The sequence below is a fragment of the Syntrophomonas sp. UBA1041 genome (assembly GCF_002316705.1).
Lineage (GTDB): Bacteria > Bacillota > Syntrophomonadia > Syntrophomonadales > Syntrophomonadaceae > DTU019.
The window spans coordinates 14,587-29,849 of sequence record NZ_DCEA01000066.1; the positions used below are offsets into that span (position 1 = coordinate 14,587).

At 52.8% G+C, this 15,263-nt stretch carries 15 protein-coding genes and 1 riboswitch; of the genes, 13 read left to right on the forward strand and 2 right to left on the reverse strand.

All coding sequences use genetic code 11. From position 1 onward, the window contains the following. Nucleotides 1-98: 98 nt before the first annotated feature. From B2633_RS09640 to B2633_RS09685, 10 genes are all read left to right on the forward strand, one after another. On the forward strand, nt 99-683 hold the full coding sequence (locus B2633_RS09640; RefSeq protein ID WP_483170462.1) for a precorrin-8X methylmutase: 585 nt from the start codon (nt 99-101) through the stop codon (nt 681-683). 2 nt (nt 684-685) lie between these two features. Beyond that, nucleotides 686-1,261 (forward strand): bifunctional adenosylcobinamide kinase/adenosylcobinamide-phosphate guanylyltransferase, encoded by a 576-nt coding sequence (cobU, locus tag B2633_RS09645; RefSeq protein WP_483170407.1) that lies wholly within the window; start codon nt 686-688, stop codon nt 1,259-1,261. After that, on the forward strand, nt 1,258-2,796 hold the full coding sequence (locus B2633_RS09650; protein ID WP_483170408.1) for a cobyric acid synthase: 1,539 nt from the start codon (nt 1,258-1,260) through the stop codon (nt 2,794-2,796). Before cobU ends, B2633_RS09650 begins: the two co-directional genes overlap by 4 nt. 1 nt (nt 2,797) lies before the next feature. Beyond that, the gene (gene cbiB, locus B2633_RS09655; protein WP_483170409.1) at nt 2,798-3,745 is read left to right on the forward strand and encodes an adenosylcobinamide-phosphate synthase CbiB; all 948 of its coding nucleotides are present in this window, start codon (nt 2,798-2,800) and stop codon (nt 3,743-3,745) included. 22 nt (nt 3,746-3,767) lie between these two features. Beyond that, on the forward strand, nt 3,768-4,850 hold the full coding sequence (gene cobD, locus B2633_RS09660) for a threonine-phosphate decarboxylase CobD (RefSeq protein ID WP_483170410.1): 1,083 nt from the start codon (nt 3,768-3,770) through the stop codon (nt 4,848-4,850). Nucleotides 4,851-4,938: 88 nt separating this feature from the next. Next, nucleotides 4,939-5,110, forward strand: a riboswitch (cobalamin riboswitch). A gap of 263 nt (nt 5,111-5,373) precedes the next feature. Next, complete coding sequence (locus tag B2633_RS09665) at nt 5,374-6,153, forward strand: precorrin-6A/cobalt-precorrin-6A reductase (RefSeq protein WP_483170412.1); 780 nt, start codon at nt 5,374-5,376, stop codon at nt 6,151-6,153. An 82-nt stretch (nt 6,154-6,235) separates the two neighbouring features. Further along, entirely contained in the window at nt 6,236-6,928 is a 693-nt protein-coding gene (locus B2633_RS09670) for an energy-coupling factor ABC transporter permease (protein ID WP_483170413.1), read from the forward strand. Beyond that, nucleotides 6,925-7,206 carry an energy-coupling factor ABC transporter substrate-binding protein gene (locus tag B2633_RS09675; protein ID WP_483170415.1) on the forward strand — a complete coding sequence of 94 codons (282 nt, stop codon included), beginning with the start codon at nt 6,925-6,927 and terminating at the stop codon, nt 7,204-7,206. The genes B2633_RS09670 and B2633_RS09675 overlap by 4 nt, the downstream gene beginning before the upstream one ends. Then, a complete protein-coding gene (gene cbiQ, locus B2633_RS09680) occupies nt 7,203-7,991 on the forward strand; it encodes a cobalt ECF transporter T component CbiQ (RefSeq protein WP_481041318.1) in 789 nt (262 codons plus the stop codon). Before B2633_RS09675 ends, cbiQ begins: the two co-directional genes overlap by 4 nt. Then, entirely contained in the window at nt 7,976-8,809 is an 834-nt protein-coding gene (locus B2633_RS09685; RefSeq protein ID WP_483170416.1) for an energy-coupling factor ABC transporter ATP-binding protein, read from the forward strand. Before cbiQ ends, B2633_RS09685 begins: the two co-directional genes overlap by 16 nt. An 80-nt stretch (nt 8,810-8,889) precedes the next feature. On the opposite strand, the gene B2633_RS09690 is transcribed toward B2633_RS09685, so the two are convergent. After that, complete coding sequence (locus tag B2633_RS09690; protein WP_483170417.1) at nt 8,890-10,257, reverse strand: acetyl-CoA hydrolase/transferase family protein; 1,368 nt, start codon at nt 10,255-10,257, stop codon at nt 8,890-8,892. A 252-nt stretch (nt 10,258-10,509) separates the two neighbouring features. Between B2633_RS09690 and B2633_RS09695 the strand changes: the two genes are divergently transcribed. Next, nucleotides 10,510-11,334 (forward strand): uroporphyrinogen decarboxylase family protein, encoded by an 825-nt coding sequence (locus B2633_RS09695; RefSeq protein ID WP_483170419.1) that lies wholly within the window; start codon nt 10,510-10,512, stop codon nt 11,332-11,334. Between the two features lie 85 nt (nt 11,335-11,419). On the opposite strand, the gene B2633_RS09700 is transcribed toward B2633_RS09695, so the two are convergent. Further along, on the reverse strand, nt 11,420-12,172 hold the full coding sequence (locus B2633_RS09700) for a guanylate kinase (protein WP_483170420.1): 753 nt from the start codon (nt 12,170-12,172) through the stop codon (nt 11,420-11,422). Nucleotides 12,173-12,701: 529 nt separating this feature from the next. Between B2633_RS09700 and B2633_RS09705 the strand changes: the two genes are divergently transcribed. Both B2633_RS09705 and B2633_RS09710 read left to right on the forward strand, forming a co-directional pair. After that, nucleotides 12,702-13,766, forward strand: a complete 1,065-nt coding sequence (locus B2633_RS09705; protein ID WP_483170463.1) for a branched-chain amino acid aminotransferase — start codon at nt 12,702-12,704, stop codon at nt 13,764-13,766. Nucleotides 13,767-13,923: 157 nt separating this feature from the next. Next, nucleotides 13,924-14,910: a hypothetical protein gene (locus tag B2633_RS09710; RefSeq protein ID WP_483170421.1), complete on the forward strand. Its 987-nt coding sequence runs from the start codon at nt 13,924-13,926 to the stop codon at nt 14,908-14,910. Nucleotides 14,911-15,263: the final 353 nt, after the last annotated feature.

A 15,263-nucleotide genomic window follows, 5' to 3' on the forward strand; every position in this document is an offset into this window, starting at 1 on the left:
CAGATCATACAGGACAGGATCGGGGAGGCCTTTATAGAAGGGGAGGCGACCCGGGCATGAATATTATCTGGAATCCGCGCGAAATCGAAAACCGCAGTATGGAAATCATCGAGAGCTACCTTGACGGCTATGAATTCGGTCCGGTCGAAAAACAGATAGTCAAACGGGTTATTCATACTACCGGCGATCCCGACATAGTAAAATACCTGCGCTTTCATCCCCGGGCCATCGAGGCAGGTCTTTCCGCATTAGAGGGCGGAGCCCACGTATTTACCGATGTCAACATGCTTAAATCAGGAATCAACGCCGCCCGGTTGGAAAGCTGCGGCGGGCAGGTATTATGCTTAATCAGCGAGCCCGCGACCATTGCTAACAGCAAAGCTTGGGAAATCACCCGGGCGGCTGCGGCCATGCGCCAGTTCGGGCCCCGCTTGAATGGGGCTATTGTGGCCATCGGCAATGCCCCCACAGCCCTTTTCGAAGTTTTGGATCTGGTTGAACAGGGGATATGCCGCCCCGCCCTGGTGGTAGGCACCCCGGTGGGCTTTGTAGGGGCCGCCGAATCCAAGGAGATGCTGGTCGGCCAGGACTTGATACCTTATATCAGCCTCCTGGGGACCCGGGGAGGCAGCCCCATTGCGGTCAGCATTGTCAACGCTTTACTCTACAGTGAAGGGGCTTAAATATGCTGGAATCGATAATGGTCTTGGGAGGCGGCAGTAGCGGCAAGAGTGTATTTGCCGAAGATCTGGCCCGGGAAATGGAATCCTTTTATAACTGTGATGTATTCTACCTGGCTACTGGCATTGGCTGTGATCAGGAATTTGCCGCCCGGATTAAGAAACATCAACAGCGCCGCCCCGGGCACTGGCACACCGTGGAGGAACCGCGCCGTCTGGCCCGGGCCTTGCGGAACTGGAAGCATCAGCCCAGCGTTGTGCTGGTAGATTGTATTGGCACCTGGACCGCCAATCTCATCTACGGCGAGGATTGGCAGGAGAGCCGGCCCTGGTCGGCGGAGCGGGAAGAGGCCTGTTTGCAGGAGGCAAGGGACTTTATCGCCGCCTGGTCCGGTCTGTCGGGAGCGCTGATCCTGGTGGCCGATGAAGTAGGGATGGGTATTGTGCCGGAGTATCCGGATGCTCGTATCTTCAGAGATCTAAACGGCAGAATCAATCAGATGCTGGCGGCAGCGGCGGAGCAGGTCTATTTTGTCACCGCCGGGATAGCCAACCGTATCAAGGGAGGGGGAGCAAGGTGAAAAGACACCAGGCCATAATGGTGCAGGGCACTTCTTCAAATGTAGGCAAAAGCATGTTGTGCACCGCTTTATGCCGCATATTCGTTCAGGACGGCTACAAGACCGCACCGTTTAAGGCCCAGAATATGGCGTTGAATTCCACGGTCACTCCCGATGGAGGCGAAATCGGCCGGGCTCAGGGAGCTCAGGCAGAAGCGGCCGGGTTGGCTCCCAGCGTGCTCATGAACCCCATACTCATCAAACCCAAGCAGGACAGCGAGGCCCAGATCATCACCCTGGGGGTGCCTTATGCCGATATGTCGGCCACAGCCTATCGCCGCGATTTTCTGCCGGGAGCGGTGTCGATCGTCAGGGATTGTATAAAGCAGCTTAAAGAGCAGTATGAGATTCTGGTGATAGAAGGGGCCGGCAGTCCGGCCGAAATCAACCTCAAGGATCGTGATATCGTTAACATGAAGACCGCCGAATTGGCTGACGCTCCGGTTTTGATGGCGGCTGACATTGACCGCGGCGGGGTGTTCGCTTCTCTGATCGGCACCCTGGAGCTATTGGAGCCCCATGAAAGGCAGCGGGTGAAGGGTTTTATCATCAATAAATTCCGCGGCGATATCGGCCTGCTGCAGTCCGGCCTGGATTTTCTTTCGCAACGCACCGGCATCCCGGTTCTGGGTGTGGTGCCGTATGTTCATGATCATGGCATCGATGAAGAAGACTCGGTGTGTCTTAGCGAGAAGAATGGATGGGGAGCGGAACAGGCCCCGATCCGGGTGGCAGTCATGCAGCTGCCGCGCATCTCCAATTTTACTGATATAAATGCATTTATAGGACTGCCTGACACCCGCATCCATTATGTTCGTCCCGGAGAGGCCCTCGGTCAGGCCGATCTTATCATTATCCCCGGCACCAAGAACTCTATCCTGGATATGCTCTATTTGCAGGAAAAGGGTTATGATCAGGAAATCCGCCGCTTGGCTGAAGAAGGCGCTTATGTGGCCGGTATCTGCGGCGGTTTTCAGATGCTGGGACAGGAGCTTCTGGATCCGGACGGCACTGAAGCCGGGATCGGATCCCTGCCCGGGCTGGGCCTCCTGCCCGTGAGCACTCTGTTCGGCCCCCAAAAGAGCACCCATCAAGCCCAGGCGAAGATTGTCAGCAAGCAGGGCTTGTGGCAGCATTTGTGCGGGCAGGAAGTAGAAGGCTACGAGATTCATATGGGACAGAGCGCCCTCATCGGGGCAGGCTGCGGTCTAACCCACATTTTTACCCGCTCCGGAGAAAAATGCAGTGTGTGGGACGGGGCCTGCAGCGACAGCGGGCGGGTGTTCGGCACCTATCTGCACGGCATCTTTGACAACCCGGCGGTTATGCTGGGCGTTATGAACGACATCCGCAAGAAAAAGGGATTTCCCGCTCTGCACAGTGAGGATCTGCCCATGACGCAGAGGCAGCACAAATATGATCAATGGGCCGATCTGGTGCGGGCTAGTTTGGATATGGACAAGGTATACCGGATTATGGGTTGGGGAGAGGCTTGAGATGGAATGGATCATCTTGACAGCAGTCTTATTAGACCTTCTGATCGGAGACCCGCGCGGAGTACCCCATCCGGTGATATGGATAGGCCGGGCCATACGCCGATGTGAAACGGCGGTGCGCAGCTTTGCGGCCAGCCCCGCAGCCTTGAAGCTGGGGGGGGGCTTGATGGTCCTGGCGGTGGTTCTGGGAACCTACCTGATCACCTGGGGAATCATAACCCTGGCCTATCTGGCGCATCCCTATGTGGGTGCGGCCGCAAGCATTCTGCTCATGAGTCAGACCCTGGCCATCAACAGCCTCTATCGACATGCCCGGGAGGTTCTGCGCCCCTTGAAAGAAGGCCGTTTAGAACCGGCCCGCCAAGCCCTGGCTATGATTGTAGGCCGGGATACCGAGCACCTGGATGAAGCCCAGCTGGTCCGCGGAGTGGTGGAAACGGTTTCGGAAAACACTGTCGACGGCATCACCGCGCCGCTGTTCTATGGTTTTTTGGGCGGACCGGCCCTGGCTATGGCATATAAAGCCGTCAATACCCTGGATTCCATGGTAGGCTACAAAAATGAAAAATATCGCTATCTGGGCTGGGCCGGGGCTCGATTGGACGATGTGGCCAATTATATTCCGGCCCGGCTGACCGGCTTGCTGTATCTACCCCTGGCCCCGTTTACCCGGGGCGGTTTTTCCGGGGTGGTTAAAACCATATGGCGCGACGCGCCCCGGCATCCCAGCCCCAACAGCGGCATTCCCGAAGCGGCCGTAGCCGGGGCGCTGGGGATACAGCTGGGAGGCCTCAATTATTACGGCGGCATTGCCTCACCGCGGGCGGTAATGGGTCAGCCCCTTCATCCGATGCAAATAGATCACATCAAGCAAAGCCTTAGCATCATGCTCCTGGTAAGTGCAGAGGCGGTAGTCCTGGGAGTTCTGTTATCCCGCTGGTGGGGTTAGACAGTTCAGAGTAGGAGGTGTTATGGGCAGTCAACATTTATGCAAACCGGTTCATGGCGGCGATGTGTGGAAAGCCGCCCAGAGGTGGGGGATAGCGCTTGACGAGATCCTGGATTTCAGCGCCAACATCAACCCTCTGGGACCGTCGCCGCAAGCCCTGGAGGCAATTGAAAGCAATATCTCACAGCTGACTCACTATCCCGAACCGTGCGGCGATTCCTGTAAACTGGCCCTGGCTCAGCACCTGGGGGTGGATAAGGCCAATTTGGTCCTGGGCAACGGCGGTTCGGAATTAATCTACCTTCTGGGAAGGATGTTTTATAAAGGGCGGCTCTTGTTGTTGGCCCCCTGTTTTTCCGAATACGGAGAAGGCCTGGAAAACCCGCGGGTGGTTAGAATTGCCCTGGATGCCGATAAACAGTTTAGGCTGCCTTTGCCAGAGATCAGGGAGGCCCTGCAGCCCGGTGACCTGATATTTATCGGTAATCCCAATAACCCCACCGGCAATCTTTTTAAACCGCAGGAATTGCTGGAGTTGGCCGCTTATGTGCAGGACGTCCGGGGAGTTATGGTGGTTGATGAGGCCTTTCTGGATTTCGCCGGCCGGGAACTCTCCATAAGCCAGGAGGTGGAGCACAATCCCCACCTTGTAGTGGTGGGATCCTTAACCAAATTTTTTGCTATTCCCGGCCTGCGTCTGGGTTATGCGGCAGCCTGTGCAGAACATATCAAACGCATGGAGTTTTTGCTCCCCACCTGGCGGATCAACACCCTGGCTCTGGCGGCCGGGCGGGCTTCGCTGGCTGATGTGGCTTATATGGAAAAGACCATCGCCTTTGTCAATCAGGAAAGGCAGTTATTCATAGAGCGGCTGCAAGAGCTGCCGTTTTTGCAGGTATTCCCCGGGGTAAGCAACTTCCTGCTCATCGACGCGGAAAAAAGCGGCCTTACGGCAGACGAGTGGCAGGAGCGCCTGGGTCCCCGCGGTATTTTAATCCGCAACTGCTCGAATTTCGCAAACCTATCCCCATATTACTTCCGCATCGCCGTAAAAGGCCGCGATCAAAACCTGCGCCTCGTAGAGGCCTTGAAACAGGTCAAGTGAAGTAACTTTATTAAATGCCAGGTTTTTGAAAAAGGTTTTAATTTGCGTACCAAAAAAGATTGAAATATTTGCCCAAAACCGATAAAATAAGACTTAACTAAATAACAGTGAAGAATGACACAGGGAAGATGGTGAAAATCCATCACGGTGCCGCCACTGTAATGGGGAGCCTTTTACTGAATGCCACTGGATGAAGATCTGGGAAGGCGTAAAAGGCGATGAACCTCAGTCAGGAAACCTGCTGCATTCTATTTAGTCTACATTAGCCCACGGTGCATGGGTGTGTACGATGGTCGTGAACCACAACCCTGTATCATACGGTACAGGGTTTTTATATTGAATAAACATAGGGCGCCTTTTCCTGAGGGAAACGGCTGAAAAGACAATCGGTGCCAAACCGAGCCAGTGACTGTATTGGGAGAGTGTCTGCCAGATCTGGTGACACGATGATACCTGAGCCAGTAAGCAGCCTGTTCTTGCTGTCACCGCCAAGGTGAGGTTTCAAGATGTGCTGCTATTTTTTATGCCTGTAAGCAGGGAGGGAAATGGGTTGATTATGCTGGTCGCAGGAATTAAAGAAGCCCCCGAGATCATGGCACGGATTATTGAATGCGGTTGTCAGGTGGTTGTTTATCCAACCAATTCTTCCTGCCGTCACCACATTATCGACGCCGGACTGGGATGTCATCTCCTGCCTGATCATAACCTGGATTTGATGCAGTTTGTTAATGACCAAGAGGTGAAAATAGTGATTGACGCCAGCTCCGAGAGCAGCAGCGGCCTTTTCGAAGCCATAAACCAGATCACCCCCGCACCTCGATATATCCGCTATTACCGGGAGGAATTGGAACTGCCTGTTTCGCCGTTATTGTTCACGGTATATTCATTTGCAGATGCGGTGGACAAATTAGTTGAAATCGGCGCCAGAAATGTATTCTTAACTACCGGGAGCTATTGCCTGGACAGCTTCTGCAATGACTCCCGCCTGCAGGGGACCCGGTTTGTAGTCCGCGTACTGCCGGACTGGAAAATAGTAAAGAAATGCCAGGATATTGGAATTCCTATCCATGATATCGTGGCCATGCAAGGCCCCTTTTCCCGCAAAATTAACAAAACATTATTCAAGACTTATAATGCGGATGTCGTGGTGACGCGGGACAGCGGCAAAATGGGCGGCGCAGACACCAAAATCTCGGCCGCCCTGGATCTTAATCTGACTATTGTTGTCATCAAAAGAAAGACCTCGCAACAATATCCTACCGCCTGCGGGATAAAGCAGTTAATGGATTTAATACAGCGATAGGGGGGAATAGACTTAATTGATTTGCCTGATATAGCTGATTAAAAGAGTGAACTGATCGTAACCAGGAAGGAGGTTAACTATCTTGTTATCATTCGGAATGCACATAATGGAAGGATTCTTACCGCTGCCCTGGGCTGTGGCCTGGTTTGTCTTAATGCTGCCTTTTCTTTACCTGAGCATCAGAAAAACCCGGCAATTGGTGGCCCAAAACCCCAGAGCCATGCTGTTGTTAGCCTTTGCGGGCGCCTTTACTTTCGTGCTTTCGGCACTAAAACTGCCATCTGTCACCGGCAGTTGCTCCCATCCTACCGGGGTGGCCCTGGGAGCCATTCTTTTCGGGCCTGCCGTAATGGTGCTTATCGGCCTGATCGTTTTATTATTCCAGGCCCTTCTTTTGGCCCATGGCGGGTTGACCACTCTTGGCGCCAATGTCATGTCTATGGCAATCGTAGGCCCGCTAGTGACTTACGGCGTTTACGCCCTCCTAAAAAAGACCAGGCTGCCCCACTGGGCTGCAGTACTCATTGGGGCGGCGCTGGGAAGTCTTGCCACCTACTGCGTTACTGCCCTGCAATTAGCTTTAGCCTACCCGGGAGGTCCCGACGGTTTTTATGGGGCTTTGATCAAATTCACCGGCATTTTTGCAGTGACACAGGTACCTATCGCTATAATAGAAGGCATATTGACCGTATTAGTGGTGGATTTGTTATATGCGTACAACCGGCAGGAAGTGGAAAGCCTGCGTGACATGAGCATCGGAGGTGAGCAGGCGTGAAGAGAAATCTTATATTGATCGCCATCATGTTGTGTCTGGTAGTCTACGCCTTATATAGTAATCAAGGCGCAGAGTTTGGCGGAGCCGACGGGCAGGCTGAGGGTGTCATCGAAGAAATCAATCCCGGCTATGAACCCTGGTTCAACCCAATATGGGAGCCTCCCAGCGGAGAAATCGAATCCCTGCTGTTCGCCTTGCAAGCGGCCCTGGGGACAGGATTCATATGTTACTATCTGGGCTACAGCATAGGCAGGAGTAAAGGCAGGGCTCAGGCATGAACAGCATAGACCAGGCCGCCTACAATTCTCCCTGGTACCTGCTGCATCCGGCTGTTAAGCTTGGTCTGACCCTGGCCATCCTGGTAGTGGTTCTGGCACTTGATTCCAGAACCATTTCCTGTCTGGTAATCCTGGCAATATTCGCCCTGCTGGTGGGGAAAGCCAGGGTCTCCTGGCGCTTATATCTTGGTTTAATGGCAATTCCCCTGGTATTCCTGACGGTGGGTTGCGTGAGCGTGGCCATAACCAACAGCACGCTTTCAACTGGTATCTGGCCGGGGGTTTATGCCGGAGGCATGTGGTGGGGCGTTTCCCCCCAGTCTTTACAGGAGGCTATAAACCTGCTTTTGCGCAGTCTGGCCTGTGTAAGTGCCATGTATCTGCTGGCCTTGACTACGCCAGTGGTGCAGCTGGTTTACGTGCTGCGCTTGTTCAAGCTTCCCGGTGTGGCAGTCGATCTGATGGGATTAATCTATATGAATATCTTTATCTTTCTGCAAACCGCCCAGGACATCTACGTGGCCCAACAGTCCCGCTGCGGCTACCGGGGTTTTGCCGGACATTTAACTTCACTGACCGCCTTGCTCAGCAACCTTTTTATCAAGAACCTGCAGAGAAGCAACGCCTGTTATGACGCTTTGCTGGCGCGCGGATTCAAGGGCAGCCTGCAGGTTTTGGATGAACAGTATATTGTGCGGCCTCTGCATCTGGCTCTAAGCGGCATGTTTATAGCCAGTCTGATTTTGATCCATAGTTACGGGGGATGGATATGCACTCTGATTTAATAGCTGCCGAAAACCTGGCCTATAATTATCAGGACGGCACCAGGGCCTTGGACGGGGTGACCCTCTCCCTGCCCCACAATGCGAAAGCGGCGATTCTAGGTCCGAACGGGGCTGGCAAATCAACCTTGTTCCTTCACTTCAACGGTTTGCTGCGCCCGCATTCAGGCCTGGTTTACTATAAAGGCAAAGCTCTGCAGTACCATACAAAGGCGCTGCAGGTATTGCGCCGGGAGGTGGGAATAGTATTTCAAAACCCGGATAATCAATTGTTTTCCTCCAGCGTTTTTCAGGACATCTCTTTTGGCCTGATGAATCAGGGATGCAACCCGGCCGAAGCCCGGCGCAGAGTGGAGGAAGTAGGGAGCAAGCTGGGCATCGAGCCCCTTTTCTCCAAACCCACCCATTTTCTAAGCGTAGGCCAAAAGAAAATGGTGGCTTTGGCCGGCGTTTTGGTTATGGAGCCAGAATTGATTATCTGTGATGAGCCTACCGCAGGACTGGATCCCGGCAATGCGGAGCGCTTCATGCGGGTTCTGGATGAGCTGCACCGGCAGGGCAAGGCCATGGTGATCTCCACCCACGATGTCAACCTGGCCTACCAGTGGGCCGATGTAGTGTGGTTGTTAAATAAAGGAAAAGTCCTGGCCCAGGGTTCCCCTGTAGAGGTTTTTTCTCAGAGAGAAGTTTTAAAAGCCGCCCGGCTGGAGACCCCCTGGCTTTTGGAAACCTGGCAAGAGATGGCCGCACTCGGTCTGGCCTCACCCAACCTGCCCCCCCGCAGCAAATCCCAGTTCCGCCAGACGCTGATCAAACCCTAAAAACCCCGCGCACAGTAATATAAATATAAAAGGACCCTCCCCCTGTAACAGTAATAAGGGGAAGGGTTCTGTTTACTCGATCAGGACTGGGTTATGTTGCTGATTGCGGCACTGAAGCCGGGGTAGAAGTTCTTCTGCAGGGACTTTCTCAGTTCGCCGCGCAGGTCGGGATGGGCGATCTCTATCAAAGCCAGAGCCCGCTGACGGCGGCTTTTGTTTCTCAAGTCGGCCACTCCATACTCCGTGACCACATACTGAGCGTAGGTGCGCGGAACCGTCACCGGAGTGCCCGGGGGAAGCTCAGGCAGGATCGATGATGACAGGCTGCCGTCCGCCTGTTGGCGCGCTGACGACAGCAAAGTGACGCCTTTGCCGCCCTCTGACCAGTAAGAGCCCAGCATGAAGTCCAGCTGCCCTCCGCCCCCGCTAATCATACGGTGTCCCCAGCCTTCGGAGCTGATCTGGCCGCTTAGGTCCATCATGACGGCCATATTTATAGCCACCAGGTTGGGGTATTGAGCCAATTCAACGGGATTGTTGGTGTAGGAGGAGGGATAGAATTCACAGGAAGGATTTTCACTGATGTAATCATAAAGCTCCTGGTCCCCCATACAGATGGTGGCCAGTGTGACCCCGCGATGCCGAGGTTTTCTGGCATTGGTTACGATGCCCTGTTCCACCAGCTTGTTCAGCCCTATAGGGAACATTTCAGTGGTGATACCCAGGTCATGTTTGCCTTCCAGGCCGCACACCACCGCTTCTGAAATGCCGCCGATCCCCATCTGAATAGTGTCGCCGTCATTAATCAGGTCCAGCACGTATCCGGCGATAGTCTTCTCCATTTCGGTCGGCTGACTGCGGGAAAAGATGGGTATAGGGCTGTTGTGTTCGATAAAACAGTCGAATTCGGATACATGCATCCAGTTGTCGCCCAGTACTATGGGCATATTCTCGTTGACCTCGGCGATGGCCAGGCGGAGTTTGCCCGAGGCCTTGCCCTTGCGGACGGTCTCCATGGTGTAAAAATTGGTCAGGCCAAGATTGACGTACCCCTTACTGTTTGGCGGTGTGATCATGACTATGTAGACATCGGAGTTGGCTGCCATCTTATCTCCAAAATCGTGGGCGGTTATTGGTAAAAAATCTGGTATGAGGGTAGAATGAATCCTGCGGATGGTGCTGATGCCAAAGGCCGGGCAATAATCGATCCTGCCCAGTAAATTCCCCATGAACCCGGGGTCGTACAAGCGGTTGGGCCGCAACTGCACTGCATCCGCGATCACAACCCCGGTAAGTTCTTCATGGCGATTCAGAATGGCCTCATACATAGGCGGGGTGCAAGCCCCAACACCAAGGGCAATGCCTACAAAATCCCCGGATTGAACCCTGCCCGCAGCCTCTTCGAAAGAGGCCTGATTCTTGCGATAATGCTCCTCCCAAACTGACATTTACTATACCCCTCCTTATAATATGCGGTAACGCCGCTATTCCTTGTTTATCTATACAGGATATACTGGCATTCTCTATAAGCGTATTCCGCTTTTTGGATTATTTTTCCTTCTTTCCGCCGACAGAATGTTGGGATGCTAAATACATTTATTGACATCTGCTATAATATTTTTAGTTGGAAGATAATAAAGTAACTTTATACTACAGGCCAGAGGCAGCCATAATAATTTTTCAAGGAAGCCAGCAGTGATATGGGTCGTTTACGCGTATGGAATGCGCTCCGCAAAACAAAATCTGACCGGCCCCCCAAAGGGGAGATGGTGATTGAGGATGCTTTCCTCCGGGAGGCCGGGCTGTCCAGAGAAGCCCTGCTGGAGGAACTGCAGGCTGATTTAGTAAGCCTGCCCGTCGATTTTCGATCCAATATAGACTGGTCTTATTGGTCCGGAAAGGACTATTTTACCTTCGCCTTAATCAACGGACCTTTTAATACTTTGATCGAATCACTGGGATGGGTTCGGGCCTCGGAGTGGATAGTGCATAAGCCCAGCATCAGCCGGGGGTTCATGGGCAATTATCTGGAAAGTATCTATAAAGCGGTCGCCGGTGCGTTGGAGGGGGGCTGCGAGGGGCTTATTCTGGGAGATGATCTGGCTGGGAAAAGCGGTCTCCTGGTAGATCCGGCTTACTTGTGCAAGTATTATTTTCCTGAATTGCGGTGCTGGCTGAAGAAAATGCAGGTGTCAGACATCCCCATACTGTTTCATTCCGACGGCGATGTCACAGGGATAATCCCCGATCTGGCCCGGGCGGGGTTCTGGGGCATACACGGCCTGCAACCGGATGCCGGTATGAACCCCGGTGTTGTTCCGCCTGAAATGATTAAGACCTGGGTGTGGTGGGGCAATTTGCAGTTTGAAGGGCCACTGGGCTTGAAAGACCCTTTTCAGCTCAAATCGGAAGCCACCAAGCTGTGCCGGGATTGGGGCCGGGCTCCCGGTTACATCCTGGGCTCCTGCGGGGGCCTCTATCCCGGACTTCCCCTGGAACTGGCAAGAGCCGCCTACCGGACATAAATTGTCAGGGGTATGAAGTTGATACACTACAGAGAGTAGGTCGATATCCTCGTGCCCCTGACACCAATAAACCGTAGTCAGTAATTTATTTCTCAGGCCACAAATCCTTATCCCACTTTTCGGCATGGGAGGCAGGCTCATTGCGCAGCAAAGCGGCAAAAGCCTCCACTGCTTTTAAAGCGTCGCCAAGCGGATAGTAGAAAGCATTCCAGTTTTCACTGTCCTCACCGTCATGGTTGGGGATGATCCAATCAAAATGCCAGGCCAGCTCCAATTCCAGAGGCGCGCTGCCGGCCCGCTTCTCGATGTTTTCCAGATCCTTAAGAGAGAGGATGCCCTTTTGTCTCTGGGTGCGGCGCAAGAGTTTACGGCGCATCATATCCACCAGCGTTTCCCTTACCCTGACGCCGCGGTTCTGCAGCCAGATGATCTCCGCCTTGGAAAGCGGGGACAAAAACACCCGCAAGATATGCACCTCCGCCATCGCGGGGAGACTCCAAATGGCTTGGGGAACGTAAGGATTGCCCTCGAAAAGCACATCCTGACCGTTATCCAGGACGCTGAACAGCTCCCGGGTATCCAGGCCTTGCAGATCGCCGCGAACCTCCAAAAGCATAAAATCATCGCCTTCACTTAAGCGCTCCATTTCTTCGTGACTGCGGAAATAGTAGTCTACCCCTTCGTTTTCACCCGGACGCGGGCTGCGGGTATTATACATCACCAGCTTGCGAAGTTTGGCCTCCTGGGCAGGGTACATCAATTTAAGGGCGTTGCACAGCGGCCCTTTGCCTGCGCAGGACGGCCCGCCCAGCAATACCAAACGGCCTCGATCTGACATAAATCCCCCTCCTTTTTATGTCTATCCCTGCAAAATTCGGCGTTTCAATAGCCATATCCTGCTTATATAGGAATCTGCATGCTGTGTCAATGCTTGTGGTGAGGAGTGGTACTTGAACATAAAACTTGACTGTCAGGGCTGCGATGATTCTTATATGCATCGCATAGTGACAGGGGGGAAACTTATCCCTGGTCATTTTCAGGAGCGAAGGCGGGAAACGCCGCTATGCCGGCGCCCGGCTCATTGCCGGGCAAGGTGGTTGTGATTACTGAATGAATCAAAAAATGACACCAGGAAAATGCCCCCGTGTGTCGGGGAGGGAAATGTTTACTGCAATTACTTGATGATACGCCCTTGTTTTTGTTCCCCTGTAGTGCAATAATTAAATTCATATAAAAACCTGCAAATCGCTTCATACCGGAGTTCTTGCGTATTGTATGCTGTATACAGACAAATGTATATAAAAACCTGAAATCAACCTTAGAAAGGGCTCATATATTTTTGGAGGATAGAGGTGATCATTATGTCCATGGAAATCAAAATTACCAGGACGAGCTCTCCCAAGGCTAAACCGGATCAGAACGACCTTCCTTTCGGAGAGTTTTTTACCGACCACATGTTTGTTATGGATTACACCGCAGGCAATGGCTGGCACGATCCCAGGATAGTACCTTACGGCCCTCTGCAGCTTGACCCCTCCACCATGGTGTTCCACTACGGACAGGCGATTTTCGAAGGGATGAAAGCCTACAAAACCAGAGACGGCCGCATCAATCTATTTCGTCCCTACGCCAACATGGAGCGGGCCAACATCTCCAATGAAAGGCTGGTGATACCGCCTTTGGATGTAGACTTCGCTGTGGAGGCCATCAAGACACTGGTAAAATTTGATAGCGATTGGGTGCCCGAAGCTGAAGGCACATCGTTGTATATAAGGCCTTTTATCATTTCCACCGATCCCTACCTGGGGGTGCGCCCCTCGCTTACATATAAATTTATGGTGATTACCTGCCCGGTTGGGGCTTATTATCCGGAAGGACTGGATCCCGTCAAGATTTATGTGGAGAGCAATTATGTCCGGGCCGTCAAAGGCGGAACCGGCCATACCAAAACCCCGGGCAACTATGCTGCCAGTCTGAAAGCCCAGATTGAGGCCAAAGAAAAGCATTACAGTCAGGTTTTATGGCTTGATGGTGTGGAGAAGAAATACATCGAAGAAGTCGGCACTATGAATGTGATGTTCAAGATCGACGGAACCGTGGTGACTCCGGCTCTGGAAGGCAGTATTTTGGGGGGCATCACCCGCGATTCGTCCCTGGCTTTGCTCAAGCATTGGGGGGTGCCGGTCGAAGAAAGAAGGGTCAGCATACAGGAGATCTATGCGGCTCATGAACAGGGAAAACTGGAAGAGGCCTTTGGCACCGGCACTGCCGCGGTCATTTCTCCCATCGGGGAACTCAATTGGGACGGCAGAATCATCACTATCAACAATGGCGATATCGGTGAGATATCGCACCGCTTATACGACACCATGACCGGCATACAGTATGGTCAGGTAGAGGATCCCTTCGGCTGGGTGGTTGAAGTGAAGTAGTTCGATAATGGATAATGAGGACGTTATGGTATGTGGCGGCACAACCATAACGTCCTTCGTGTCCTCAACTAAAAACTGCCGATTCGGTTTTAACAAGTGAACTTTTAGTTAAAACTGTCGATATAATAAACAGAAAGAGGAGAGGAGGGGCCTGAAGATGCTGATGGTCTTTTGGTTTGCATGGCAACAGAAGTTAAAAATGCTGCGGCACAATCTCGATTATCAAGCCGGAGACCTGTATTTTGCTCCACTCATTCCTGATTTTCTAATGGATTACACCCGCAAACTCTGCCCGTCGATTGAATCCGGGGAAAAGCCCTATTGCTTGTATTTCACCTGTAAAGACCATGGCCGGGTACCTATTCTTATAATGCTGACCGACCAGAAGCTGCATTATTTCAACCCCTACAGACCTGTCACCGCGGAATGGGGAGCCATTCGGGAAGTCGGCTCTATACCGCTGGGGGCGGTAGCCCGGTTTAAGGTGCAAAGCCGACCCTTGCGCACCCTGGTTACAGTAAATGAGCAGGAATTTCTGACCTTGCCCTTTCAGATCAGCCCTGTAACAGCAGTCCGCCTTAAAGCCGCAGTGGATATGAAAAAAGGCCGCCAGGCGGTAAACACCAATATTAAAGAAACCTATCTCGACCCGGAACGATCCATTGACGGTCACAACCTGGCTGAGATCACCAACCATTTCCTGGATCAATTTGTGCCTCTGTTCAATTTCTACACCAGTCCCTTTAAGGAAAGGCACATGGAGGAAATCAAAGCAACTTATGGCTGCCGCCCGGAAGAGGAGACCCCTCTCATCCATCTGCCCTTGAACCAGGTAGGGAATAACCATTGCGGGGTGTTGATCACCAGCGAAAACATGTACGTGCTTCGCGGTGCAGTTGAGGTTATTCCACTCTCGCAGATATACCAGGCTGGCCTGGCCAGGGTTAATAACGCGGTCTATTTGCATATCAACGGGGAATGCCGGGGCATTCTTTATGAAGAACACAATGCCTTTGATGAGCGCAATACCCGGGTCCTGCAGACACTCTTGCGGGTTTACCGGCGCGCCCTTAATAGCTATAAACCGGTACCTGCCAGCAGTTCATTCCCGGCCTTTTTCCTGAATCCGGATCGGCGCAATTGACGACCCGGTATAAAAACAGCATCCTGAGCAGAAGCTAAGACTGCCCCTAAGCCTTCAGGGGCGGTCTTTTCATTGTGCGCCCGGCATGGGCGCAGTCTAAAGGGTGAAAGTCCCTAGTGCGGGTTGATAGTGCCAAGCACATAGCCAAGGGCAAGGGTGTCCATCGTGAGGTGGAATCTGAAGGAAGCCGGAGGCAAACTTCTGGTCTGACGAACAGAAATCACATAAGGCATGTGTAAGCTGGGTAAGGTTGCAATACAAACTGAAGCCCAAAACTATCCGGAAGCTTACGGTGTAGATGTGGCAGATAGATGGAAGGAAAGACTGCGCTCTTACCCGGGGAGGTCTCACGG

Excerpts from the sequence above, each read along its gene's own strand:
- cbiB (WP_483170409.1), top strand. The coding sequence starts at position 2,798 with ATGGAATGGATCATCTTGACAGCAGTCTTATTAGACCTTCTGATCGGA.
- B2633_RS09710 (WP_483170421.1), top strand. The coding sequence starts at position 13,924 with ATGCTGATGGTCTTTTGGTTTGCATGGCAACAGAAGTTAAAAATGCTG.
- B2633_RS09690 (WP_483170417.1), bottom strand. The coding sequence starts at position 10,257 with ATGTCAGTTTGGGAGGAGCATTATCGCAAGAATCAGGCCTCTTTCGAA.
- B2633_RS09705 (WP_483170463.1), top strand. The coding sequence starts at position 12,702 with ATGGAAATCAAAATTACCAGGACGAGCTCTCCCAAGGCTAAACCGGAT.
- cbiQ (WP_481041318.1), top strand. The coding sequence starts at position 7,203 with ATGAACAGCATAGACCAGGCCGCCTACAATTCTCCCTGGTACCTGCTG.
- B2633_RS09640 (WP_483170462.1), top strand. The coding sequence starts at position 99 with ATGGAAATCATCGAGAGCTACCTTGACGGCTATGAATTCGGTCCGGTC.
- B2633_RS09695 (WP_483170419.1), top strand. The coding sequence starts at position 10,510 with ATGGGTCGTTTACGCGTATGGAATGCGCTCCGCAAAACAAAATCTGAC.
- B2633_RS09665 (WP_483170412.1), top strand. The coding sequence starts at position 5,374 with ATGCCTGTAAGCAGGGAGGGAAATGGGTTGATTATGCTGGTCGCAGGA.
- cobD (WP_483170410.1), top strand. The coding sequence starts at position 3,768 with ATGGGCAGTCAACATTTATGCAAACCGGTTCATGGCGGCGATGTGTGG.
- cobU (WP_483170407.1), top strand. The coding sequence starts at position 686 with ATGCTGGAATCGATAATGGTCTTGGGAGGCGGCAGTAGCGGCAAGAGT.
- B2633_RS09685 (WP_483170416.1), top strand. The coding sequence starts at position 7,976 with ATGCACTCTGATTTAATAGCTGCCGAAAACCTGGCCTATAATTATCAG.
- B2633_RS09700 (WP_483170420.1), bottom strand. The coding sequence starts at position 12,172 with ATGTCAGATCGAGGCCGTTTGGTATTGCTGGGCGGGCCGTCCTGCGCA.